Consider the following 21,333-nt stretch of genomic DNA (forward strand, 5'->3'; position numbering starts at 1 on the left):
GTGGCAGGGGAAATCGACAACGGAGGCCTTTTATGGCGCGCGCCCACGTGGCGAGTGCGTCCGCATCGAGCGATTCCATCAAGGGCCTCGCGCAATCGATCGCCAAACCGGCGTATCGACGCCTCCTGACAGCCGAGCCCTTGTTGCGCCGAGCGGTACCGGTGCTCATCATCGCGTTTCTCGTGACGATTTGCGTTGGCGCCGTGGTCCAGGTGCTCGATCAGCGCCGCCAGACCGTCGACATCGCCTTGCTGTCGATGGACGCCGCGGGTGACGTGGTCGCATCGCACCTGCAGCGCCTGCCGACGACTTCGCGCGACGCCGTCGAGCGCCCGCAACAACTGCTCTCCGCCGCCCTGCCCGATTGGGCCGCCAGCAATGGCCGCAGTTTTCTCCTTACCGACGCGCACGGCGTCATCACCGCCGCCATTCCCTCCACCGATCGCACCGTCGGCCGCCGTCTAATCGATCTGCTCGGAGTGACCCAGCCGCTCACCACCTTCGGCGCCGACGCCGGCGTCCTCGAGATCACCACGCCGGCCGGCGACCGCGCACTTGCCACCGTCCGCGCTTTGGGCGCGCCGTTCGGTCAACTCGCCGTCGTACAAACCCGTGACTCCGCCATACGCACCACCCGCTCGCTCACCACGCTGACGGTGACCCTGTCGGCGACAACCGGCTTCGTCGTCCTCATCCTCGGATTTGCCTTCCACTGGCAGGCCACACGCGCCCGCGAAGCCGACATGATCTACGAGACCGTGCGCTCGCGCATCGATACCGCGTTGAACCGTGGCCGCTGCGGCCTGTGGGACTGGGATCTTGCGCGCGGCCGTATCTTCTGGTCGCAATCGATGTTCGACATGCTCGGTCTCGAGGCCAAGGAAGAGCTGTTGTCGTTCGGCGATGTCAGCAAACTCGTCCACCCCGACGATGTGCAACTCTACGATCTGGCCCGCGACCTCGCCGAAGCGCGAGTCGCGACGATCGATCAGGCCTTTCGCATGCGTCATGCCGGCGGCCAGTGGATCTGGCTCCGCGCCCGCTGCGAACTGGTGCGCCAGCCCGGCGACCAGGGTCTGCACCTGATCGGCATCGCCGTCGACGTCACGGAACAGAAGAGCCTGGTCGAGAAGACCGCCGCCGCCGACCTGCGCCTGCGCGACGCCATCGAGACCATTCCCGAGGCCTTCGTGCTGTGGGATGCCGACAACCGGCTGGTGATGTGCAATTCGAACTTCCAGGATCTGCACACCCTGCCCGACGAAGCGATCGTCGCCGGCGCATCGTATGAATCGGTGGTCTCGCAAGGCCGCGAACCCGTCGTGCGCCGCACCGTGAGCGGCAGCGGCCCGACCAAGCCGGGCGCCCGCACATTCGAGGCCCAGCTCGACGACGGCCGCTGGCTGCACATCAGCGAACGGCGCACCAAGGACGGCGGCTACGTCTCGGTCGGCACCGACATCACCAATATCAAGGCCCACGAGGAAAAGCTGGTCGACAGCGAAAAACGCCTGATCGCCACCGTCGCCGATCTGCGCGCCTCGCAGCAGCGCGCCGAGGAACTCGCCGGCAAATATGCCGCGGAGAAGACCCGCGCCGAAGAAGCCAACCAGGCGAAATCGAAATTCCTCGCCAATATGAGCCATGAGCTGCGCACGCCGCTCAACGCCATTATCGGCTTTTCCGAGATCATGCAGTCCGGCATGTTCGGTCCGCTTGGCGCTGAAAAATACGAAGAATACTGCAGCGACATTCACACCAGCGGCCAATATCTGCTCGACGTCATCAACGACATTCTCGACATGTCGAAGATCGAGGCCGGCCGCATGCGCCTCGATTTCGAGGATCTGGCGGTCGATGGTTTGCTCGCCGAGTCGATCCGCGTCGTATCGGCGCGGGCCAGCGAAAAGAAACTCGCGGTGACGTCGCGGATCGCCCCCGATCTCGCGCTCCGCGCCGACCGCCGCGCGCTGAAGCAGATCGTGCTCAACCTCCTGTCCAACGCCGTCAAGTTCACGCCCGCCGGCGGCCGCGTTGCCGTCCGCGGCCGCAGCACCGACAAATGCTTCGTGCTCAGCATTGCCGACACCGGCATCGGTATCGGCGCGGATGCGCTGGCCCGTCTTGGCCGGCCGTTCGAACAGGTCGAAAGCCACATCAGCAAGACGCACCAGGGCTCCGGCCTCGGTCTCGCCATTGCCAAGTCACTGGCCGAACTGCATGGCGGCCGCATGCGCATCCGCTCGACGCCGGGCCGTGGCACCATCGTCACGGTGCGTCTGCCGCTTCTGCCGCAATGCCCGCTGCCGAAGGAAGAAGCGGCCTGACCGCTACGGCTCGCTGCCCAAGATCCGCACAAAACTCGCCCGCACCTTGGCCTGCGTCTCGAGCAGCGTGGCGTTGAGCGTGGCGAAATCCGGCACGTCGGCGGCGCGGATCAGGAGCCGCAACAAGCCGGGGCCGGCAGTCTTGGCGTCGAACGGCCCGGCAAGGCAGAGCCGCAAGATCTGCGTCAGGTCCTGATAGAGCTGCACCGCCGGGCGCAGCACCTCGGCATCCTCCACCGCGATCAGCCGCAGTTGCCGCGCCGCTTCGAGGACGCGTGCCGTCGACGGTTCGAGAATGCCGGGATGCTCGTGCGCGTGCACGAGCTGCAGGTACTGGGCGATGAATTCGAGATCGACCAGGCCGCCTTTGGCGTATTTGAGATCCCAGGGAGTAGCATCGCCCTTCTCCTTGGCGATCGCGCCGCGCATCTCGACGACATCGCCGGCGATCTGCTCGGCATCGCGCGGCCGGCACAGGATGTCGCGGATCACGGCATTGACGCGGTCGGCGAAGGCCTCCGGCGCGGCGACGACGCGCGCCCGGGTCAGCGCCATGTGCTCCCAGGTCCAGGCCTCGTTTTCCTGGTAGTGGATGAAACTGCCGAGCTGCGTGGCGAGCGGCCCCGCCTGCCCGGACGGCCGCAGCCGCATGTCGACCTGATAGAGCGCGCCGTAGTTGGTTTGCGCGGTGAGCGTGTTGATGAGGCGCTGCGTCAGCCGGGCGAAATACTGGGCGCCATAGAGCGGCCGCCGGCCGTCGGATTCCGGCTGTTCGCCGTCGAAATCGTAGATCAGGATGAGGTCGAGATCGGAGGTCGCCGTCATTTCACGGCCGCCGAGCTTGCCCATGGCGATGACCGCCGCCTGCTCATCCTTCACATGGCCGTAGGTCGCCGCGAACGTCTCGGTGACGGCGCGATGCACCGCCCGCAGCACCGCGTCGGCGAGACGCGCATAGGCCTCGCCGGCGACGCGCGCGATCAGCGTTCCGGACAGCACGCGCACGCCGATCAGGAACATGTATTCCAGCCCGAACATGCGAATGCGCTCGAGCAGCTCCTCGGGGTAGCGGGCCTGGGCCAGCGCCGCATCGAGCCGGCGTTGCAACTCGGCGTCATCCGGCAGCGCGCCGAAGAAGCTGGGATCGACCAGCGCGTCCATGACATGCGGATAGCGCGCCAGCGTATCGCCGAGACGCGGCGCGGTGCCGAGCACCAGCGCGATCAGCGCGATCAGGTCGGGCTTCTGCCGCAACAGCGACAGCAGGCGCGCCGCGCCATGCAGGTTGCCGAGGAAATGATCGAACAGCACCAGTGTGGCATTCGGATTGTCGGTGCGGCCGATCTGTTCGAGCAGCACCGGCAGCACGCCAACCAACTGGCCGCGCACGGTCTCGCCCATCAGCGAGCGATGCTCGCCCTTCAGCCATTGCCGCACGATGCCGGAAGCCTCGAGCGGCGCGCGAAAGCCCATTTCGCCAAGCAGCGCCACGGTCTTCTGGTCGTCGGCCGCGTCGGGGAAGTTCAACGCGAGCGCGTCGGCTTCCTCCTCCTGCTTCTCGAACAACCGCTCATAGTGCCGCTGCACCGTTTCGAGGTGCCCGACCAGCACCTTGGCGAAGGCATCGCGATCGGCGAAGCCGAAGAAGCGCGCGAAGCGCTCGACCTCGGCGCGCGTTTCCGGCAGTTGCTGGGTCTGCTGGTCGTTGACCATCTGCAGGCGATGCTCGACGGCGCGCAGGAAGACATAGGCCGCCTTCATGTCATCGCGCACGGCGGCGTCGATCCAGCGATCGTCGCAGAGCTTGTCCAGCGTCGTCAGCGTTTCGCGGTCGCGCAGATGCGGGTTGCGGCCTCCGGCGATCAGTTGCTGGGTCTGGGCGAAGAACTCGATCTCGCGAATACCGCCGCGGCCGAGCTTGATGTTGTGGCCCTCGACCGCGATGTCGCCGTGGCCGCGGAAGGCATTGATCTGCCGCTTCATCGCATGCACGTCGGCGACGGCGACGAAATCGAGATACTTGCGCCAGACGAACGGCGCCAATTCCTGCAGGATCGCCTCGCCCGCCGCGATATCGCCGGCGCAGGGACGGCCCTTGATCAGCATGGCGCGTTCCCAATTCTGCCCCATGCCTTCGTAATAGGCGAGCGCCGCCGGCGTCGAGATGGCGATGCCGGTCGAGCCGGGATCGGGCCGCAGCCGCAGATCGGTGCGGAACACATAGCCGTCGCCGGTGTGCTCCTGCAGGATCTTCACCACGCGCTGCGTGATGCGAACAAACGTCGGCGCCGCCTCCACGCCTTCAGCCAGCGGCGCCTTGTCGGGATCGAAGAAGACGATGAGGTCAATGTCGCTGGAATAGTTGAGTTCGAAGGCGCCCATCTTGCCCATGGCGAGCACGATGTAACCGCTTCCGGCGTCCGGCTGCGTCGTGTCGGCAGGTTGCAGTCTGCCCGCGCGGGCCGCTTCGGCGAGCGCAAAGCGCACCGCGGCCTTCACCGCGGTGTCGGCGAGATCGGTCAGCCCCTGCGTTGCCCGCATCACCGGCCAGGCGCCGCCGATATCGGCGAGCGCGATCAGCAGCGCCGCCTCGGCCTTCATCCGCCGCAGCGCGCGCATCGCGGTTTCGATATCGTCCGCCGCCGCGGCACTGCGGCCCTGGGTGGCGAGCAGCCCGGCGAGATGCGCGTCCGGATCGGCGTTCATCAGCGCGAGGAAGCGCGCCGGATCGGCGGTCACGAGGTCCCAGAGAAACGGCGAACTTTCGGCGAGACTCGCGATCAGGGTCGCGACCATCGGCCGCGCCGTCAGCAGCGCCCGCAGTTCGGCGGCTTCGGTCGCCGCGTTAAGCCAGTCCGCCACGCGCGCATGCGCCGCCTCGCCGTCGTTGAGAAACGGCGCGGAAACGATGCGTTCGGCCAGCGTCAGCCCGGCATGCTGATTCGGCGCATTCATCCCGCCATCTGTAGCGGTCCGGCGCGCGGCAAGGCAATGATGCTCTTCAATCCCGGCGCATTGTCGCCGAGCGTCAGGTCGCCGCCGTGCAACCGCGCGACCGCCGCGGCAAGGCTCAGTCCCAGCCCGGACCCGGGCAGCGACCGGCTTTGCTCGAGCCGCACGAAGCGCTCGAGCGCCCTCGCCCGGTCCGCTTCGGGAATGCCCGGGCCGTTGTCCGCCACGATGAGCAGCACGCGGTCGCCCTCATTGGCGGCCTGGATCACGATCTCGAGCGGCGGGGCGTCGGCCGGCCGATCCGGCGACACGCTGTACTTGATGGCGTTGTCGACGAGATTGGCGACCGCCTGGCTGACCAGATCGCGGTTGCCCTTCAGCATTGCCGGCGTCTCCGCATCGACCCTGAGTGCGATGCCCTTTTCGTCGGCGAGCGGCTCGTACAACTCGCCGATGTCGCGCGCCACCTCGGCGGCGTCGAACTCGGCCATGTCGTCGCGCGCTTGACCGGACTCGGCGCGCGCGATCATCAGCAGCGCATTGAAGGTGCGGATCAGTCCGTCGGATTCCTCGATCGTGCCTTCGAGCGCGGCGCGGTACTCGCTCTCGCTCGCCGCCGTGCGCAAGGCTTCCTCGGTGCGGTTGCGCAGCCGCGTCAGCGGTGTCTTGAGGTCATGAGCGATGTTGTCGGAGACTTCCTTGAGCCCATGCATCAGCGCCTCGATGCGCTCGAGCATGATGTTGAGGTTTTCGGCGAGACGGTCGAGTTCGTCGCCGGTGCCATCGACCGGCAACCGCTCGCCGAGATCGCCGGCCATGATGCTGCGGCTGGTCTCGGTCATGGCATCGACGCGGCGCAATACGCGCCGGGTGACGAACAGTCCGCCGCCAAGGCCGAGCACAATGACGAGCGCCACCGACCAGCGGCCGGCCGAGAGCACGATGTCGTAGAGCCGCTCGCGCTCCTCCAGATCGCGGCCGACCAGAATGCGGAAGCCGCCCGGCAACTGAAAGACGCGCACCAGCGCATTGTGAATCGGCTGGTTCGCGCCTTCGGTCTCATCGAGCCGGCGATACGGCGTTTCGATCCAGCCGTTGCTTTCCAGGATGCCCGGCGGCAATGCGGTCACGTTGCCGGAGAGCGTGTCGCCGTTGAAGGTCGTCACCAGGTAAAGGCTGGAGCCCGGCCGACGGGCTCGGGCGTCAACGGTGAGGACCAGCCGGCGAATGCCGCCGAGCCGGTATTGCTCGGACAGGCCGGTGATTTCGGCGTTGACGGTGTCGGTGATCTGCTCGGTGATCAAGCGGCGGGTGTTGAGTGCGAAATAGCCAAGCAGCGCCACCGCGAACAGCGCGAACACGGTCAGGTAAACCAGCGTCAGCTTGAAGGTCGTGGTGCGGAACAGCTTGCCGAGCGCGCTCAAGGAGCGCGAGGCCTTCTCGTTCACCGGGGGCGCCTGATTCATGGAACTATCTTAGACGAGGCCGTTTCGGCCCCCTAGCAGCAAGTCATCGGACCTGGCCTAGCGCGCGCCGTCGCGGATCATGTAGCCGGCGCCGCGCACCGTATGCAGCAGCGGCTGGGCAAAGCCCTTGTCGATCTTGGAGCGCAGGCGGGAAATATGCACGTCGATGACGTTGGTCTGCGGGTCGAAGTGATAGTCCCAGACGTTCTCGAGCAGCATCGTGCGGGTCACGACCTGCCCAGCGTGCTTCATCAGATATTCGAGCAGCCGGAATTCCCGCGGTTGCAGGGTGATCTCCTCCTCGCCGCGACGCACCATGTGCGACAGCCGATCGAGTTGCAGATCGCCGACCCGCAGTTCAGTCTCCTCATTGCGGCCGCCGCGGCGGCGCGACAGCACCTCGACGCGGGCCAGCAGTTCGGAGAAGGAATATGGCTTGGGCAGGTAATCGTCGCCGCCGGCGCGCAGACCCTTCACCCGGTCGTCGACCTGGCCGAGCGCGGACAGGATCAGCGCGGGCGTCTCGATGCGCTTCTTGCGGAGTTCGCCGATGACCGAGAGGCCATCGCGTTTGGGCAACATGCGGTCGACGATGAGCACGTCATATTGGCCGTCCAGCGCCAGGGCGAGGCCATCCTCGCCGTCGGTGGCCGCGTCGGCGACGTGGCCGACCTCGCGAAAGGCCTTCACCAGATAGTCGGCGGCATCCCGATCGTCTTCGATAATCAGAAGGCGCATGGTCACCCGGTCTGGCTGCGCCTCGGCGTTCCGGCCGAGGTCGCTTTCATTATAGCTGATGTCAGAACTCGGCATGGTTGTCACCAATTCCGGGCGATTCGGCGGCCACCCCTCGGTCCGGGCCGCTTGCAGGCCTCCTCAATTCGGCGCCCCTGTGAAGGTTGGCGGCGCGATATGCCCCGAATGTCGTACGCGAGGGGGTGGCAGGCGAACCCGCCACCCCCTCAACGACCCCACCCCAGCGGGGGCGACGGTTGCCAGGGTGAAGTCCGGATGCCGAAACGCCGTTTCGGCGTTTGGCAGAGAGAGGCGGGACGGGCTCTCGCCCGTCCCGTTGAGGGTGTGCCGCCAGTGGGGGCGACGGTTACCAGCGGCACATCCCCAAACTTGTCGTCCGATCAGCCGTTGCCGACCGGCAGCGCCACGAAGCGGCTGTTGTCGCCCTTCTTGACGCGCATCAGAACCGTGCGCTTGCCGGCGGATTTGACTGAAGCGATCGCCTTGCGGACATCGCTCGGCGTCTCGACCTTCTTGCCGGCAACCTCGAGGATGACGTCGCCAGTGGCGAAGCCGTGTTCGGCGGCAGAACCCGAACCATCGACCGCGGTGACGACGACGCCGTCGGCGCCCGCACCCGCCACCCGCGCCGCCGGAGCCAGCGTCAGGCCAAGCTTGCCCATGTCGACGCCGTTGCCGGTGTCGTTATCGCTGGCGTCGGCCTGCTGACTGTTCGGCAACTGGCCGAGCGTCAGCGAAACCGTCTTCTCCGAGCCGTTCTGCAGCACGGACAGCTTCACTTCCTGCTTCGGCTGCATCGCGCCGATCTTCTTGGCGAGGTCGCGGGCATCTTTGACCTCTTCGCCGTTCACGGCGGTGATCACGTCACCGGCCTTGATGCCGGCCTTCTGCGCCGGGCCGCCATCCTGCGGTTCGGCGACGAGCGCGCCTTGCGTCTTCTTCAGACCGAGCGAGTCGGCGATGTCCTTGGTCACCGGCTGGATCTGCACGCCGATCCATCCACGCGTCACCGAACCATGCTCCTTGAGCTGGGCGATAACGGTCTTCACGGTGTCAGCCGGGATATCGAACGCGATGCCGACCGAACCACCCGACGGCGAGTAGATCGCGGTGTTGACGCCGATCACATTGCCTTCGGTGTCGAAGCTCGGGCCACCGGAGTTGCCCTTGTTCACTGGCGCGTCGATCTGGATGAAGTCGTCATAGGCGCTGGCGCCGATGTCGCGGCCGCGGGCAGAGACGATGCCGGCAGTCACAGTGCCGCCAAGACCGAAGGGGTTCCCGACCGCCAGCACCCAGTCGCCGATGCGCGGCGCTTTGTCGGCGAGCTTCACGAACGGGAACGAGGCGCCATCGACTTTGATCAACGCCAGATCGGTCCGCGGATCGGTACCGATCACCTTTGCCTTGTAGGTCTTGCCGTCGTCGGTCTTGACCTCGACACTCTCGGCCTTTTCGACGACGTGATTGTTGGTGACGGCATAACCGTCGGCGGAAATGAAGAAGCCCGAGCCCTGGCCGGTGATGATGTTATGGCCACCGCCATTGCCGCCGCGCTGGCCCGGCATGCCGCCCTCGGGCATGCCGAAGCGGCGGAAGAACTCACGCAGGCCGGGCGGCACGTTTTCCATGTCGGCGCCGAGGCCCGTGGTCGCCGGGCCGCCGTCGACCTTGACGCGGACCGAGATCACCGCCGGCTTCACCTTCTCGACGATATCGGCAAAGCCGACCGGGGCCGGCAGCGTACGCGCCTGCTCGGTCAGATTCTGGGCTTGGGCGGTCGGGTAATGCAGCGGAATGTTGAATTCAGGAGCGGCGACGAAAGCGGCGGCGCCGAGACCGGCAACCGTGGTGGCGAGCAGCGCGATGCGGCGAACCGACAACACGCCGGACTTCTTGGGGGATTGAGGAGCGGGAGTGACGCTCATCGGGACTCTCCATCATCTAAGCGGTGAGGCGCGAAAGCGCGCCGTTCTGTTAACGCGAAGATGGAGGTTCGCGCCTTACAGCGTCCTGACGGCGGGATTAATTATCGGTAATGGGGAAAAGTAATTCGCTATGAAATTCAGCGCGTTACAGAAAGCGGGAGTTCAGCCCTGTGAATCCGGATGAACGAGGCCATCGAGGCGGCGCCGTTCCTCGGCACTGAGCCCCTCAGATTCCAGGGCGAGCGAGCGGCGCCGGCGCGCCATCACGACGAGCGCGCCGATTCCGATGATCAGCACCAGCGGCGACAGGCCCCACAACAGAAGCGTGGACGGCTCGACCGGCGGTTTGAGCAGAACGAAATTGCCGTAGCGAGCGACGAGAAAATCCAGCACCTGCTTGTCGCTGTCGCCCTTCTCCAGGCGCTCGCGCACCAGCAATCGCAAATCACGCGCCAGCGGCGCGTCGGAATCGTCGATCGATTGGTTCTGACAAACCATGCAGCGCAATTCCTGCGACAGCACGCGCGCACGAGCTTCCAGCGCAGGGTCTTTGAGGATTTCGTCGGGCTTCACGGCAAGCGCCGCGCCGGGCAACAGCAGCGATGACACCAACGCGACGATGAGGAGGCGCCGCATCCGTCCTACTCCGCCGGTTGCAGGGCGGGCTTGGCCGCCGGTTTGGGCGCGCCGACGCGCAGGCGGCGGTCGGACAGCGACAGCGCGCCGCCGAATGCCATCACCACGGCGCCGAGCCAGATCAGCAGCACCAGCGGCTTGTAATAAAAACGGATCGCCGCCGAACCATCGCCATTGACGTCGCCGAGCGAGAGATAGAGCTGGCTGGCGCCTTGCGACAGCAGCGCGGCTTCAGTAGTCGTCATGCCGCGGGCGCCGAAGGTGCGCTTCGACGGCTCCATGATGCCGACGACCTCGCCGCCTTGCCGCAGCGTGAATTTTCCGGCGAGAACGCGGAAGTTCGGCCCGGCGCGCTGCACCATGCCGTCGAAGGTCAGCGCGTAGCCGGAGAGCGTGACGGTCTGCCCCTCTTTCAACGCGACGATGCGTTCGGTGCCCCAGGTCGAGGCACAGGTGATGCCGATCAGCGTCAATGCCACGCCGGCGTGAGCGATGGCGGTACCCCAGGCTGAGCGCGGCAGGCCCAGTGCGCGCGACCAGGACGTCGCCAGCGGCGCGCGGAACAGGGCGATGCGCTCGGCCAGATCGATCAGCGCGCCGACAATGACGAAGAAAGCAAGGCCGATGCCGAACGGCGCCAGCACGTGCTCGACGCCCGCGGCCGCGAATGTGATGGCAATTGCGACGATGCCGGCGGCGAAAGCCACCATCAGCCGCTGCGCCACGCCGAGCAGGTTGCCCCGCTTCCAGGCCAGCAGGCCGCCGAACGGCATGGCGATCATCAGCGGAATGAACAGCGGCGCGAAGGTGAGATTGAAGAACGGCGCGCCGACCGAAATCTTCTCGCCGTTCAATGCCTCGAGCGCCAGCGGATAAAGCGTACCGACGAACACGGTCAGGCAGGCCGTGGTCAGGAACAGATTATTGAAGACCAGCGCGCCTTCGCGCGACACTGGGGCGAATAGTCCGCCCTGGCGCAGCAGCGGCGCGCGCCACGCGAACAGCGACAGACCGCCGCCGATGAACAGCACCAGAATGCCGAGGATGAAGACGCCGCGCCGCGGATCTTCGGCGAACGAATGCACGGAGGTGAGCACGCCGGAGCGCACCAGGAAGGTACCGATCAGCGACAGCGAAAAGGCGAGGATCGCGAGCAGGATCGTCCAGACCTTCAGCGCATTGCGCTTTTCCATCACCACCGCGGAATGCAACAGCGCCGTACCGGCGAGCCACGGCATCAGCGAGGCGTTTTCCACCGGGTCCCAGAACCAGAAGCCGCCCCAGCCGAGTTCGTAATAGGCCCAGTACGAGCCCATGGCGATGCCGACGGTCAGGAACATCCAGGCGGCCAAGGTCCACGGCCGAACCCAGCGCGCCCAGGCGGCATCGATACGGCCCTCGATCAGCGCGGCGATGGCAAACGAGAACGCGATCGAGAAGCCGACATAGCCGAGATATAAGAGCGGCGGATGGATGGCGAGGCCGGGGTCCTGCAGGATCGGGTTAAGGTCGCGGCCTTCGAGTGGCGGCTGCGCGAGCCGCAGAAACGGGTTCGATGTGAGCAAGATGAAGAAATAAAACGAACAAGCGATCCAGCCCTGTACCGCCAGGACATTGGCCTTCAGCGTCACCGGCAGATTGTTGCCGAACACCGCGACCGAGGCGCCGAACAAGGCCAGGATCAGCACCCACAGCAGCATCGAGCCTTCGTGATTGCCCCAGACACTGGTGAATTTGTAGATCAACGGCATCATCGAGTGCGAATTCTCGAACACATTGGCGACCGAGAAATCCGACGTCACGTAACAGGCCGTCAGCGCCGCGAACGAACCGGCGACGAAAATGAACTGCATCACCGCCGTCGAACTGGCGAGCTGCATCAACGACGCGTCACGCCTGATCGACCCATACAGCGGCACCGTCGCCTGAATGAGCGCGAGCCCGAGCGCGAGCACCAAGGCGTAATGGCCGATTTCCGGAATCATGGCTTCTTCCCGACCACGTGGGCATCGGCGTTCATTTCGCCTTCCTGCCAGCGTCCGCTCTTCTTCAAGGCGTCCACCACTTCTCGCGGCATATAGCGCTCGTCATGCTTGGCAAGCACCGTGTCCGCGGCGAGCAGTCCGCCCGCTTCGAGCTTGCCCTCGGCGACGACGCCCTGCCCTTCGCGGAACAGATCCGGCACGATGCCCTGATAGCGCACGCTGACCTCATGCGCGCCGTCGGTCACCTTGAAAGACACCTGCAGATTGTCGCCCTTCTTCAGGCTGCCCGGTTCGACCAGGCCGCCGATGCGAATGCGCGTGCCGGGCGCGAGTTGCTTCTCAACCACGTCGGTCGGCGAATTGAAGAAGACGATGGAATCCTTGAGGGCGAATAGCACCAGCGCCGCCGCAACGCCAAGCACCGCAAGGCTGCCGCCAATGAGCGTGAGGCGTCGCTGCTTGCGGGTCATCCCTGTAATCCCAAGCTTTTGATCATGTCGTCGATCTGTCGCAATTTGCCAGGATCGGTGGCCAGCGCCTTACGGGCGTCGTCTGCCGCGCTCTTCGCCTTGTCGCGCTCTCCCAGGACCATATAGGCGCGCAGCAGACGCTGCCAACCAGCGAGATCATCGCCGTTTTCCTTCAGGCGGTCGGCAAGGCGCGCCACCATGCCGCGGATCATGTCGCCGCGGTCCTTTTCGCTCATCTGCCCGGCGGCGGAAACATCGGCCGCGCTCGGGCCCGGCTGCTCCGTCGACGGCGCCGATGGTGCCGCGGCAGTCGCCGGCGGCGTACCGCCGACGCGGGTCAGCGCTTCGCGCACCACCGGCACCCAGGGCGCATCGGTCGGCGCATCTCTCAACATCGTCGTAAAGATCGCTGCGGCCTTGTGACGATCGCCGTCCTGCTCGGCGGCGATGCCGATGAAGAACAGAGCCTTGATGTTCTTGGGATCGAGCGCGATGGCGCGTTCGAACGCGGCTTTGGCGTCGACGGTCACCACGCCATTGCCCTGCGCGGCCAGCGCTTCGCCGAGATCGGATTGACGCTCGGAGCTTTCCCCGGCGAGCGCGATCACCTTGCGCCGCGCATTGACGGCGTCGGCAAAGCGCCCCATGCGCAGATAGACCGGCGCAATGACTTCGTAGCCACGCGCGTCGTTCGGATTACGCTCGAGGTGAGACTCAACCTGCGCCACCAGTGTTTGGATGGAGCGGTCCTGCTGCACCGAGGCCATGCGCGCCGCCAGTGGCTGGCCCGGCAGTTGCGGCGACCCGAGAACCATGTACAGCGCGCTCGCGCCGATCGGTAACAGGATGAGACCGACCAGTGCGGCGATCCGGCGCCGCCAGGGCGCGGCGGTATCCGCGGTGGGCGCAGCCCCTTGCCGAGTTTCCGCCGCGTCAGCCGCCGCGATCAGCCGACGCGAGACTTCGATCTTGGCCGCCTCGGCCTCGGCTTCGCCGATCCGGCCCTCGGCGCGGTCGCGGACGATTTCGTCGAGTTGATCGCGGTAGACCGCGATGTCGCTGCCGCCAGCGGCAGCCTTGCGCCGGCCCAGCGGCCACAGCACGGCGAAAATAGCCGCCGCCGTCATCAGCGCAAATGCAAGCCAAAGGCTCATGGAAGATTGGATCCACCTTGGCGGCCGCGGGGAACCGGGCCACACCGAGGGGATACATCAGCCGCGATGATGGCGGCAATGAGCAAAATCAACCGCCGCGACAGCGAAAACGCCGAAATCAGGCGCTCTTGGCCCTCGGTTCCGCGGCTTCGGACACGGCAGCGGCCACCTCGGCGGCCTTGGCGAACTGGGTAGCGTAATCCTTGCCGAAAACGATGCCGCTCAGGGAGACCGCGACATCGACCTGCGACTTGCGGAAGCCGCGCTCGGCCGGGCCGGACTGGCGCAAGGCGTCGAGCAGGCTGTTCATGTTGTTGTCGAGGAATTGCTGCAACTCGGAATAGGTCCGCTGCGTCATTTCATTGATGGCCAGCTCGCTGGCGAAATGACGGCAGGTGCCGACGAAGGCGACAAGCGCCTCAGTCTCTGCCGCTTCCTGCGGATCGATGCGCAATTGCGGGCTGATATTGGCTGCCGGGCGGATGCGCAGTAGACGGCGGACGCGGCCCGGCATCGACTCGATTTCGGCGCGCAGCGTGTCGCCGATCTGTGCGCGCAGCCCCGACAGGGCGCGGCCCCAGGAGCTGTCGATTGGCATATCGAGTTCGGTGCGCAAGCCGCGAGCGGAATCGTGGATGGTCTTGAGCAGCGCGCCGGTCGCTATCCCTCGCCCGCTGCGCAGATCGTCGCGCAGTTCGAGCACCTGACGCTCGAGTTCTGAGAGCACAATGTTGACCGATACACCGTACGGCGTCTCGGCGACGCGCGCCGCCGTATCGCTGCCGGCAGCCTTGACGCCAAAGCGGATCAATTGCCACGGCGCGGCCAGTCGGCTGCGTACAGTCAGCAGCGAATAGAGGAAGAGTTCCGTGCCCGGTGCGCCGGTCTTTTCGATCAGCGCCTTGTATTCGTCGAGTTGCTTGCTGGCGAGATTGCCGACCTGCAACGGCAATCGTGCCGCCATCGCGTTCAGGCCGTCGCGCGCTTTAAGCACGCAACGCAATGTCTCGGCATCTTCCTGGGCCCGCTGGGTGCCGATCTGCGCCATCATGCGCCGGCGCGTCGTTTCGTCGACCGAAGCCGAGCGCAGATTGTCCGCCAGCGCCACCGCGACGCGGTCCTGGAACGTGCGGACGAGATATTGCGCCTTTTCCTCATCACCGGCCTGCAGGGCGGTGCTGATCATGTCGTCCATCTCGGCGGAATCGCGCGGCAGGAGATCGCGCCCGATCCATGTCCAAATGGGATCGAGCGATCCGCGCGCGATGCGGCCGGGGTGGCGATGCTGGCCGAGATCGTCGACGAGGAACGGCTCGAGCGGTTTGAAGAACAACCGCGCGCTATGGCCAATGCGCGGCGGCCCGGACTGCTGTTCGCGGGCGATACGCCTCAGCTCTTGCAGCACGAGTTCGGAGGCGCCGAGGTCTTCGCCGCGCAACAGGCTACGCTCGAACTCGCGCAGCAGCATCGCGCGCGCCTGCGATGGCAACTCGCGCAAGTAGCTTTGAAGACGCTCAATTGTGTCGGCGCCCGCCATCGCCGGCTTTGCCCACCTAGTGAATAAGTGGGTTTGATAGCGCGGGGGCCGTTAAGAACCCTTTAAGCATGTCGCGCCGGAGCGCGACATGCGGACGCCGCTCAGGTCAGCGGGGTCCAGGTGCCGTCGGGGTTACGGCAGGCGGTGCCGCGGGCGGTCTGCGGCTGGCCATCGATATAGATGGTATGGGTGTAGGACCGGCAGTTGTGGCCGCGATCGACATAGGCCGGGCCCGGGACGATCGTGCCGTAACGACCGGAGTCCGGATTCTTCCAGGTCACCGGCGCCCCCGACGGGCCGCGCTCCAACGCATCCATCTGCGCCGCGTAAGCCCGCTCGCGATCCTGCTCGTCGAGCGAGGCGCCGATGCGGTTGCCGATCAGGCCGCCGAGCAGACCGCCGACGGCCGCCCCCGCCAGACGGTTGCCGGTGCCGCCGCCGGCGACAGCCGCGCCAAGCAGCGCACCGCCGCCCGCACCCAGAAGGGTGCCGGTGTTTTCGCGCGGGCCCGGACCCGATCCGTCGGAGCTGCCGGCGCAGCCGGCAAGCGACAGGCCGAGCGCGGCGCTGGCAATCATCTTCAGTGCGGACATCAGGACCCCCGGTTGGTCGATTAAAACAATGCAAAAGCCGCCGTTCGGCTGGCGGAACTCATATCCTATCGAAGGGCAACAATTGGGGCAAAAGTCCGACGAATACCCCGGAATCAGGCCGCCGGCAGCACCAGTTCGGCCCGCAGGCCGCCGATCGGCGCCGCTCCCAGCTTAAGTTCGCCGCCATAGAGGGCGGCCAATTCGACCACGATCGACAGGCCGAGACCCGAGCCGGGCTTGGTCTCATCCAGCCTGCGGCCGCGCAACGCCACCTGCTCGCGTTCGGCCGGCGACAGGCCGGGGCCGTCGTCATCGACAGTCAGCCGCACCACCTGCTCGCCGCTGTCGAGGTCGCGCCGCTCGCGCAGCACCTCGATGGCGACGCGCGAGGTCGCCCACTTGCAGGCATTGTCGACCAGGTTGCCGAGCATTTCTTCGAGATCCGCACGCTCGCCGCGAAATCGGATAGCGTCCGGCAGCTTGACGTCGACGGTGATGCCGCGGTCGCGGTGAATCTTCTCCATGGTGCGGGCCAGTGCCTCGACCACCGGCGCGACCTCGGTCACCGAGCCAACCACGGACGCACGCGCTGCGATGCGCGCCCGCTCGAGATGCCGCGCCACCTGGTCGCGCATGATCGCCGCCTGCTCCTGCACCTTGGACGCAAGCGGATCGCCGGGCCGCGATGCAGCTTCGTTGACGATCACCGACAGCGGCGTCTTCAGCGCATGCGCGAGATTGCCGACATGGGTGCGCGCGCGCTCGACGATCTCCTTGTTGGAGTCGATCAGCGCATTGGTCTCGCGCGCCAGCGGCGCGATCTCGACCGGGAAGTCGCCGGTCAGCCGCTCGGCATTGCCGGAGCGGATCGCCGTGAGGCTGTCGGTGATACGCTTGAGCGGTGCCAGACCGAAACGCACCTGGAACATGGTGGTCAGCAACAACACCGCGGCGAGAATGGAGAAGGTCGCCATGAGCGCCTGATCGAAGGCGCGAATCTCATCGGTGATCTCGGCGGCATCGCCGGCGACAGCCACGAGATAACGGCCCTCGTCGCCGAGGTCGATGTTGCGCTCGACCAGTCGAAGCTTCTGATCCTCCGGGCCTGTGACATAGCCCTGCCGCGAACCATCCGGTGCCGGCGCCACGCCTTGATCTTCCAGATGCGGCAAGCCGCCGTCCCACAGCGAGCGCGATGCGCGCAAGTCCGGCTTGCCGGGATCGAGCCTGGTGATCTGCCAGTACCAGCCGGACAGCGGCAACTCGAATAAAGGCTCGCCCAGCGCCTGCGGGCTCTTGTCTTCCTCCGGCGCGGCAACGTCGGCCACCAGAGTGCGCAGATAGACGCCGAGCCGGCGGTCGAACGACCGCTCGACCGCCTGACGGTAGAGCGAGGAGAGCACGATGCCGGTAATGAGCAGGATGATTACCGCCCAGGCAGTCGCCGAGACGAACAGACGCAGCGCGAGCGAATTGGCGCGCATCGAATCAATCCGGCGCGGCGAGCATGTAGCCAAGCCCGCGCACCGTCTGAATGATATCGACGCCGAGCTTCTTGCGGATGCGGCCGACAAACACCTCGATGGTGTTGGAATCGCGGTCGAAGTCCTGATCGTAGAGATGCTCGACCAGTTCGGTGCGTGACACCACGCGACCATTGTGATGCATGAGATAGGCGAGCAGCCGGTATTCGTGGCTCGTCAGCTTCACCGGATTGCCGGTCACCGTGACGCGCCCGGTTCGCGAATCGAGGCGGACCGGCCCGCATTCGAATTCGCTCTTGGCGTGACCGACGGCGCGGCGCAGAAGCGCGCGCAGCCGCGCCAGCACTTCCTCGAGATGAAACGGCTTGGCGACATAATCGTCGGCGCCGGCGTCGAAGCCCTGCACCTTGTCGCTCCAGCGGTCGCGCGCGGTCAGCATCAGCACCGGCATGATGCGGCCGTTGCGCCGCCAGGCCTCGAGCACGGAAATCCCGTCCATCTTCGGCAGGCCAATATCAAGGATCACCGCGTCATAGGGTTCGGTATCGCCGAGATGATGACCTTCCTCGCCGTCGAAGGCGCGGTCCACCACGTAACCGGCGTCGGTCAGGGCGGTGGTCAGCTGGCGATTGAGATCGGGGTCGTCTTCGACGACAAGCAAGCGCAAGGCATTCTTCTCCGGCAGAATCTGTGGCGATCTTACCCGAAATCGGGCGAGCGGCATCTCGCGGAGAAATGGGCCTTTTTCAGGGTCTTGCGGGCGGGGTAACCGCGGTCAGGGCCCGGCCGTCGGCAGCGTCGATCTTGGCGCGGATCACCTTGCCGCTGCGGGCGAGCACGGTCAGTTCGTAGATCAGCCTGTCGTCGCGCCGGCACAGGCTGGCGCGCACCACCTCGCCGTGGTGGCCGCGGGCCCGCATCGCGCGGATCGCCGCGGCCAGAGGTATCGCCCTGTGGGTCGCAATGGCTTCGCGCTGCTCGGCCTTGGTCAAGCAGGCCCGCGTCGCCCGGTCGGCGGCATAGGACACAGATGCCATACCCGGCAAGACAGCGGGAATGGCGCTTACGGCGAGCACAATTAATGCGGCGGTTATGCGGGAGACCGGCATGGTGAGACTCTAGCGGCGCGCCGGTGAACGCTGGCTGAACGAGGAACCCCGTTCAACTCTCGAAGCCGTCAAAGACGGCGAAGTCCTCAAGCGCAGCGCGAGGCGCGCGCCACTGGTTGATCGGCGCCGCCGGGTCTTCATAACCCAGCGCCATGCCGGAATAAATCATGAGGTGATCGGGGAGATCGAGGAAGGCGCGCACGGTGGTATGAAATGACACCCAGGCCTGCTGCGGGCAGGTGTGCAGGCCGTGGCCGCGGGCGAGCAGCGCGACGGTTTGCAGATAGCCGCCGATATCGGCCCATTGCGCGGCGCCGTGATCCTTCTCGCGGGCGAAGAACAGCGCCACCGGCGCGCCGAAGAATTCGTAGTTGCGCGCGTATTGTTTGTAGCGCGCCGGCTTGTCCTCACGCGGTACGCCGATCGATTGATACAGCAATTCGCCGACGGTGAAGCTGCGCCCGCGATAGGGCTCGGCCATCGGCTGGGGATAGATGACGTATTCGACGCCCTCGCCTTTGGGCAATTCGCTCGCCATGCGCGGCCGCAACTGCGCCTTCAACGCCTCGACCCGCTTACCCGCCAGCGCATAGACGCGCCAGGGCTGCATGTTGCCGGCCGACGGCGCCCGCGCCGCGCGCTCGACGATGTCGCGGACGACGGCTTCGGGCACAGCTTTCGGCAGAAAGGCACGGCAGGAGTAACGAGACGAAACGGCGTCGAAGATGTCCATAATGGTCCCCGCGAGAAGTCCGCTATAATGGTGCTGATCGCGCAAGACGCAAGGCCATCACCAAGAGGAGGCACATGGCCAAGGCGAGCGAACATGGACGCATCATAGCCTCGGCGGCAAAGGCGGCCCTGGCGCCGCTCGGCTGCCTTCGCCGCGGCCAGTCCCGCATCTGGCAAGACGACCACCGATATTGGGCGATAAACGTCGAATTTCAGCCAAGCGGATGGTCCAAGGGTAGCTACCTCAATATCCACGTCGCGTGGCTTTGGGCCATAACGCACGGTTACCAGTATTCATACCGCGCCGGCTCATTCATCCCCTTTGAAACGGCTGAGCAATTCACTCCCTTGATAGCCGAGCTTGCAGCAACAGCGGCTGTCGAGGTCCAAAGAGTCAGAGAGAGATTCAGATCGTTTGATGACATTCTCAACCATATACAAGTCAGCGCCACGCGTAAGCCAGACTTCTGGGATCATCTCGATGCCGCTATCGTCCACGCTCTCGTCGGCAACACCGCAGCTGCACGCGAACACTTCAAGCAGATTGCAATATGGAATGCGGCAGGAAGTATCTGGCGGACTGAGGCAAAAGAAAACGCATTGAGACTTGCGACACTCCTCGACAGACCTATAGATTTTCGGCTCGCCGTCGTCGCAAACATTGCTCGGCGGCGCCGGCTCATGCGCCTACCGCCCGACTCACACTGCCTCGATGAACTGGATTCCATAGCAAGGCCATAACACGACCGATATTTCTCATTCGAACGCGACGACTCTTGATTGTCGCGCCGCGAATGACCTGCAATTCAATGATGGGTACCCCCATGCCGACATTCGTCTTCTCTCGTAGCTCCCGCACTCGACTCGGCGTTAGAGCGGCGCCACCCGTCTTGACGTCATAAATAGCGATGATATCGCCTACGTCATTACGAAGAAGGACATCTGTACGAACGCTACCAAATTGACCGTAGCCGCCGGGCTTCAAATCGAAGAAACTTTGTTCAACTTCGATGCCCCGTAGCCCCTGCCGTCTGACTTGGGCAGCGAAGTCGACATGAACGGCCGTTCCATAGACCGAAGGCGCCCACTCCGGGACAATTTCGACCCGAGCCATCGTATCGCTCAGCGTCTCGCTGAGCTTCTTTGTTGTATCGTCAATCGTCGAAATGCCAGTCAGCGCTCGCGAATAGTCGATAGTTACGCTGGTCCGCGAACCCACAAATTCAAGGTCGAACGCGCCGGCTGGATGCTGGCGCGTGTCGGTTTCATCCATCGTAACATCCACGTTGCGGGGGTTCTCACTGCTGCTCAGACTCCCGCCATCCCGCGCTGGTCTCATCGTTTGCCCGAAGTCGCCTCCCCGGTCCACTGTCCGCCCTCCCGCGAGCCCGCGGGTACGCGAGCCTGATCAGGCCGATATTTTATCATCCATCGGGCACACGCGGATTCAAGGAGACTGAGTTGCGCCCGCGTGACCGGCACCATCAAATCGGTTGGTTGCGCACGCTGTCGCATGAAAGAGTCCTCGTTAAATGCCAACACAGGCTTCGCCGGCCCAAAGCCCGCCGTTACTTCCTCGCCAGGATCTTCGCCACCTTCTCCAGGCTGCGACCGCCGAAATAGGCGGTAAGCACGATCATCGCCCATTGCGCGACGTCGCCGCCGAGCGGATCGGTGACGCCGAGCCCGAAGACTTTGTCCCAGACCACCACTTTCCACGTGTAGATGATGAAGGCGCCGGCAAAGAGCGGACGTGGCAACGCCGTATACCAGCGCCCCTGCTCGACGATCACGAGCTGCGTCGCCAATTCGCGCTCGCGCGCCGCGACATCGAGTTCGCGAGCGGCGAGATCGGCGACGATTTTCTCCGAGGTGTTCTCGGCCGAGAGCCTGGCGCGATAGGCGTCGAGCGCCGCCTTGACGAAGGGGCCGCCGATGAGATTGCCGAGCCAGGCAAGAACCGTGGACAGCATCACCCGCGCGTCCCCGCGGTGCGCCGCCGCGCCAGCTCGGTGATGAGGCCGATGGCGATCACGTAATACGGTACGTATTTCGGTTGCAGCGCCGTCTGCACGGCCGACGCCACGTTCGGATCCTGCAGCACCTGTTCGCCGACGGCCAGCAACAGGCCGAGGAGAGCGACGACGCGGGCCCACAGAATGGTGAGGGAATGCCGGAAGGAGGCTTTGATTTTCGGCAACATG

General features: G+C 65.4%; 19 protein-coding genes. 2 read left to right on the forward strand and 17 right to left on the reverse strand.

The genetic code is table 11. The annotated features are described in order from the left end of the window. Nucleotides 1-32 precede the first annotated feature (32 nt). Nucleotides 33-2,327 (forward strand): ATP-binding protein, encoded by a 2,295-nt coding sequence (locus ASD45_RS12810; protein WP_056911835.1) that lies wholly within the window; start codon nt 33-35, stop codon nt 2,325-2,327. A 3-nt stretch (nt 2,328-2,330) separates the two neighbouring features. Here the strand turns inward: ASD45_RS12810 and ASD45_RS12815 are convergent, their stop codons facing one another. The 14 genes from ASD45_RS12815 to ASD45_RS12880 all read right to left on the reverse strand — a co-directional run bounded on the left by ASD45_RS12815 (nt 2,331) and on the right by ASD45_RS12880 (nt 19,130). After that, nucleotides 2,331-5,282 carry a bifunctional [glutamine synthetase] adenylyltransferase/[glutamine synthetase]-adenylyl-L-tyrosine phosphorylase gene (locus tag ASD45_RS12815; RefSeq protein ID WP_056911836.1) on the reverse strand — a complete coding sequence of 984 codons (2,952 nt, stop codon included), beginning with the start codon at nt 5,280-5,282 and terminating at the stop codon, nt 2,331-2,333. Next, complete coding sequence (locus ASD45_RS12820; RefSeq protein WP_056912762.1) at nt 5,279-6,703, reverse strand: ATP-binding protein; 1,425 nt, start codon at nt 6,701-6,703, stop codon at nt 5,279-5,281. The genes ASD45_RS12815 and ASD45_RS12820 overlap by 4 nt, the downstream gene beginning before the upstream one ends. 99 nt (nt 6,704-6,802) lie before the next feature. Beyond that, nucleotides 6,803-7,483 (reverse strand): response regulator transcription factor, encoded by a 681-nt coding sequence (locus ASD45_RS12825; protein ID WP_056912763.1) that lies wholly within the window; start codon nt 7,481-7,483, stop codon nt 6,803-6,805. A 398-nt stretch (nt 7,484-7,881) separates the two neighbouring features. Then, nucleotides 7,882-9,429 carry a Do family serine endopeptidase gene (locus ASD45_RS12830; RefSeq protein ID WP_056911837.1) on the reverse strand — a complete coding sequence of 516 codons (1,548 nt, stop codon included), beginning with the start codon at nt 9,427-9,429 and terminating at the stop codon, nt 7,882-7,884. A 162-nt stretch (nt 9,430-9,591) separates the two neighbouring features. Further along, nucleotides 9,592-10,065: a cytochrome c-type biogenesis protein gene (locus ASD45_RS12835; RefSeq protein ID WP_056911838.1), complete on the reverse strand. Its 474-nt coding sequence runs from the start codon at nt 10,063-10,065 to the stop codon at nt 9,592-9,594. A 5-nt stretch (nt 10,066-10,070) separates the two neighbouring features. After that, the gene (locus tag ASD45_RS12840; RefSeq protein ID WP_056911839.1) at nt 10,071-12,050 is read right to left on the reverse strand and encodes a heme lyase CcmF/NrfE family subunit; all 1,980 of its coding nucleotides are present in this window, start codon (nt 12,048-12,050) and stop codon (nt 10,071-10,073) included. Continuing rightward, nucleotides 12,047-12,520: a cytochrome c maturation protein CcmE gene (gene ccmE, locus ASD45_RS12845; RefSeq protein WP_056911840.1), complete on the reverse strand. Its 474-nt coding sequence runs from the start codon at nt 12,518-12,520 to the stop codon at nt 12,047-12,049. The genes ASD45_RS12840 and ccmE overlap by 4 nt, the downstream gene beginning before the upstream one ends. Next, on the reverse strand, nt 12,517-13,674 hold the full coding sequence (gene ccmI, locus ASD45_RS12850) for a c-type cytochrome biogenesis protein CcmI (protein ID WP_056911841.1): 1,158 nt from the start codon (nt 13,672-13,674) through the stop codon (nt 12,517-12,519). Before ccmI ends, ccmE begins: the two co-directional genes overlap by 4 nt. A 118-nt stretch (nt 13,675-13,792) precedes the next feature. Next, nucleotides 13,793-15,211 (reverse strand): hypothetical protein, encoded by a 1,419-nt coding sequence (locus ASD45_RS12855; RefSeq protein WP_056911842.1) that lies wholly within the window; start codon nt 15,209-15,211, stop codon nt 13,793-13,795. Between the two features lie 101 nt (nt 15,212-15,312). Further along, on the reverse strand, nt 15,313-15,804 hold the full coding sequence (locus ASD45_RS12860; RefSeq protein ID WP_056911843.1) for an RT0821/Lpp0805 family surface protein: 492 nt from the start codon (nt 15,802-15,804) through the stop codon (nt 15,313-15,315). A gap of 113 nt (nt 15,805-15,917) precedes the next feature. After that, entirely contained in the window at nt 15,918-17,288 is a 1,371-nt protein-coding gene (locus tag ASD45_RS12865) for a sensor histidine kinase (RefSeq protein ID WP_056911844.1), read from the reverse strand. 4 nt (nt 17,289-17,292) lie between these two features. Further along, the gene (locus ASD45_RS12870; RefSeq protein WP_056912764.1) at nt 17,293-17,955 is read right to left on the reverse strand and encodes a response regulator transcription factor; all 663 of its coding nucleotides are present in this window, start codon (nt 17,953-17,955) and stop codon (nt 17,293-17,295) included. A gap of 79 nt (nt 17,956-18,034) precedes the next feature. Next, nucleotides 18,035-18,397, reverse strand: a complete 363-nt coding sequence (locus ASD45_RS12875; protein WP_156380825.1) for a hypothetical protein — start codon at nt 18,395-18,397, stop codon at nt 18,035-18,037. Nucleotides 18,398-18,449: 52 nt separating this feature from the next. Further along, entirely contained in the window at nt 18,450-19,130 is a 681-nt protein-coding gene (locus ASD45_RS12880; RefSeq protein WP_056911846.1) for a nitroreductase, read from the reverse strand. Between the two features lie 74 nt (nt 19,131-19,204). Here ASD45_RS12880 and ASD45_RS23480 point away from each other — a divergent pair, with 74 nt between their 5' ends. After that, entirely contained in the window at nt 19,205-19,870 is a 666-nt protein-coding gene (locus ASD45_RS23480) for a hypothetical protein (protein WP_156380826.1), read from the forward strand. On the opposite strand, the gene ASD45_RS12890 is transcribed toward ASD45_RS23480, so the two are convergent. The 3 genes from ASD45_RS12890 to ASD45_RS12900 form a co-directional block, all read right to left on the reverse strand. After that, nucleotides 19,809-20,402, reverse strand: a complete 594-nt coding sequence (locus ASD45_RS12890) for a hypothetical protein (protein ID WP_056911848.1) — start codon at nt 20,400-20,402, stop codon at nt 19,809-19,811. The genes ASD45_RS23480 and ASD45_RS12890 overlap by 62 nt on opposite strands. Before the next feature lie 295 nt (nt 20,403-20,697). After that, the gene (locus ASD45_RS12895) at nt 20,698-21,102 is read right to left on the reverse strand and encodes a hypothetical protein (RefSeq protein ID WP_056911849.1); all 405 of its coding nucleotides are present in this window, start codon (nt 21,100-21,102) and stop codon (nt 20,698-20,700) included. Continuing rightward, nucleotides 21,102-21,332, reverse strand: a complete 231-nt coding sequence (locus tag ASD45_RS12900; protein WP_056911850.1) for a hypothetical protein — start codon at nt 21,330-21,332, stop codon at nt 21,102-21,104. The genes ASD45_RS12895 and ASD45_RS12900 overlap by 1 nt, the downstream gene beginning before the upstream one ends. Nucleotide 21,333 lies beyond the last annotated feature (1 nt).

The sequence above is a fragment of the Pseudolabrys sp. Root1462 genome (genome assembly GCF_001426945.1).
Lineage (GTDB): Bacteria > Pseudomonadota > Alphaproteobacteria > Rhizobiales > Xanthobacteraceae > Pseudolabrys.

Excerpts from the sequence above, each read along its gene's own strand:
- ASD45_RS12860 (WP_056911843.1), bottom strand. The coding sequence starts at position 15,804 with ATGTCCGCACTGAAGATGATTGCCAGCGCCGCGCTCGGCCTGTCGCTT.
- ASD45_RS12840 (WP_056911839.1), bottom strand. The coding sequence starts at position 12,050 with ATGATTCCGGAAATCGGCCATTACGCCTTGGTGCTCGCGCTCGGGCTC.
- ASD45_RS12890 (WP_056911848.1), bottom strand. The coding sequence starts at position 20,402 with ATGGATGAAACCGACACGCGCCAGCATCCAGCCGGCGCGTTCGACCTT.
- ASD45_RS12815 (WP_056911836.1), bottom strand. The coding sequence starts at position 5,282 with ATGAATGCGCCGAATCAGCATGCCGGGCTGACGCTGGCCGAACGCATC.
- ASD45_RS12880 (WP_056911846.1), bottom strand. The coding sequence starts at position 19,130 with ATGGACATCTTCGACGCCGTTTCGTCTCGTTACTCCTGCCGTGCCTTT.
- ccmI (WP_056911841.1), bottom strand. The coding sequence starts at position 13,674 with ATGAGCCTTTGGCTTGCATTTGCGCTGATGACGGCGGCGGCTATTTTC.
- ASD45_RS12895 (WP_056911849.1), bottom strand. The coding sequence starts at position 21,102 with ATGCTGTCCACGGTTCTTGCCTGGCTCGGCAATCTCATCGGCGGCCCC.
- ASD45_RS12875 (WP_156380825.1), bottom strand. The coding sequence starts at position 18,397 with ATGCCGGTCTCCCGCATAACCGCCGCATTAATTGTGCTCGCCGTAAGC.
- ASD45_RS12900 (WP_056911850.1), bottom strand. The coding sequence starts at position 21,332 with ATGTTGCCGAAAATCAAAGCCTCCTTCCGGCATTCCCTCACCATTCTG.
- ASD45_RS12825 (WP_056912763.1), bottom strand. The coding sequence starts at position 7,483 with ATGCGCCTTCTGATTATCGAAGACGATCGGGATGCCGCCGACTATCTG.
- ASD45_RS12810 (WP_056911835.1), top strand. The coding sequence starts at position 33 with ATGGCGCGCGCCCACGTGGCGAGTGCGTCCGCATCGAGCGATTCCATC.
- ASD45_RS12865 (WP_056911844.1), bottom strand. The coding sequence starts at position 17,288 with ATGCGCGCCAATTCGCTCGCGCTGCGTCTGTTCGTCTCGGCGACTGCC.
- ASD45_RS12835 (WP_056911838.1), bottom strand. The coding sequence starts at position 10,065 with ATGCGGCGCCTCCTCATCGTCGCGTTGGTGTCATCGCTGCTGTTGCCC.
- ASD45_RS23480 (WP_156380826.1), top strand. The coding sequence starts at position 19,205 with ATGGCCAAGGCGAGCGAACATGGACGCATCATAGCCTCGGCGGCAAAG.
- ASD45_RS12855 (WP_056911842.1), bottom strand. The coding sequence starts at position 15,211 with ATGGCGGGCGCCGACACAATTGAGCGTCTTCAAAGCTACTTGCGCGAG.
- ASD45_RS12830 (WP_056911837.1), bottom strand. The coding sequence starts at position 9,429 with ATGAGCGTCACTCCCGCTCCTCAATCCCCCAAGAAGTCCGGCGTGTTG.
- ccmE (WP_056911840.1), bottom strand. The coding sequence starts at position 12,520 with ATGACCCGCAAGCAGCGACGCCTCACGCTCATTGGCGGCAGCCTTGCG.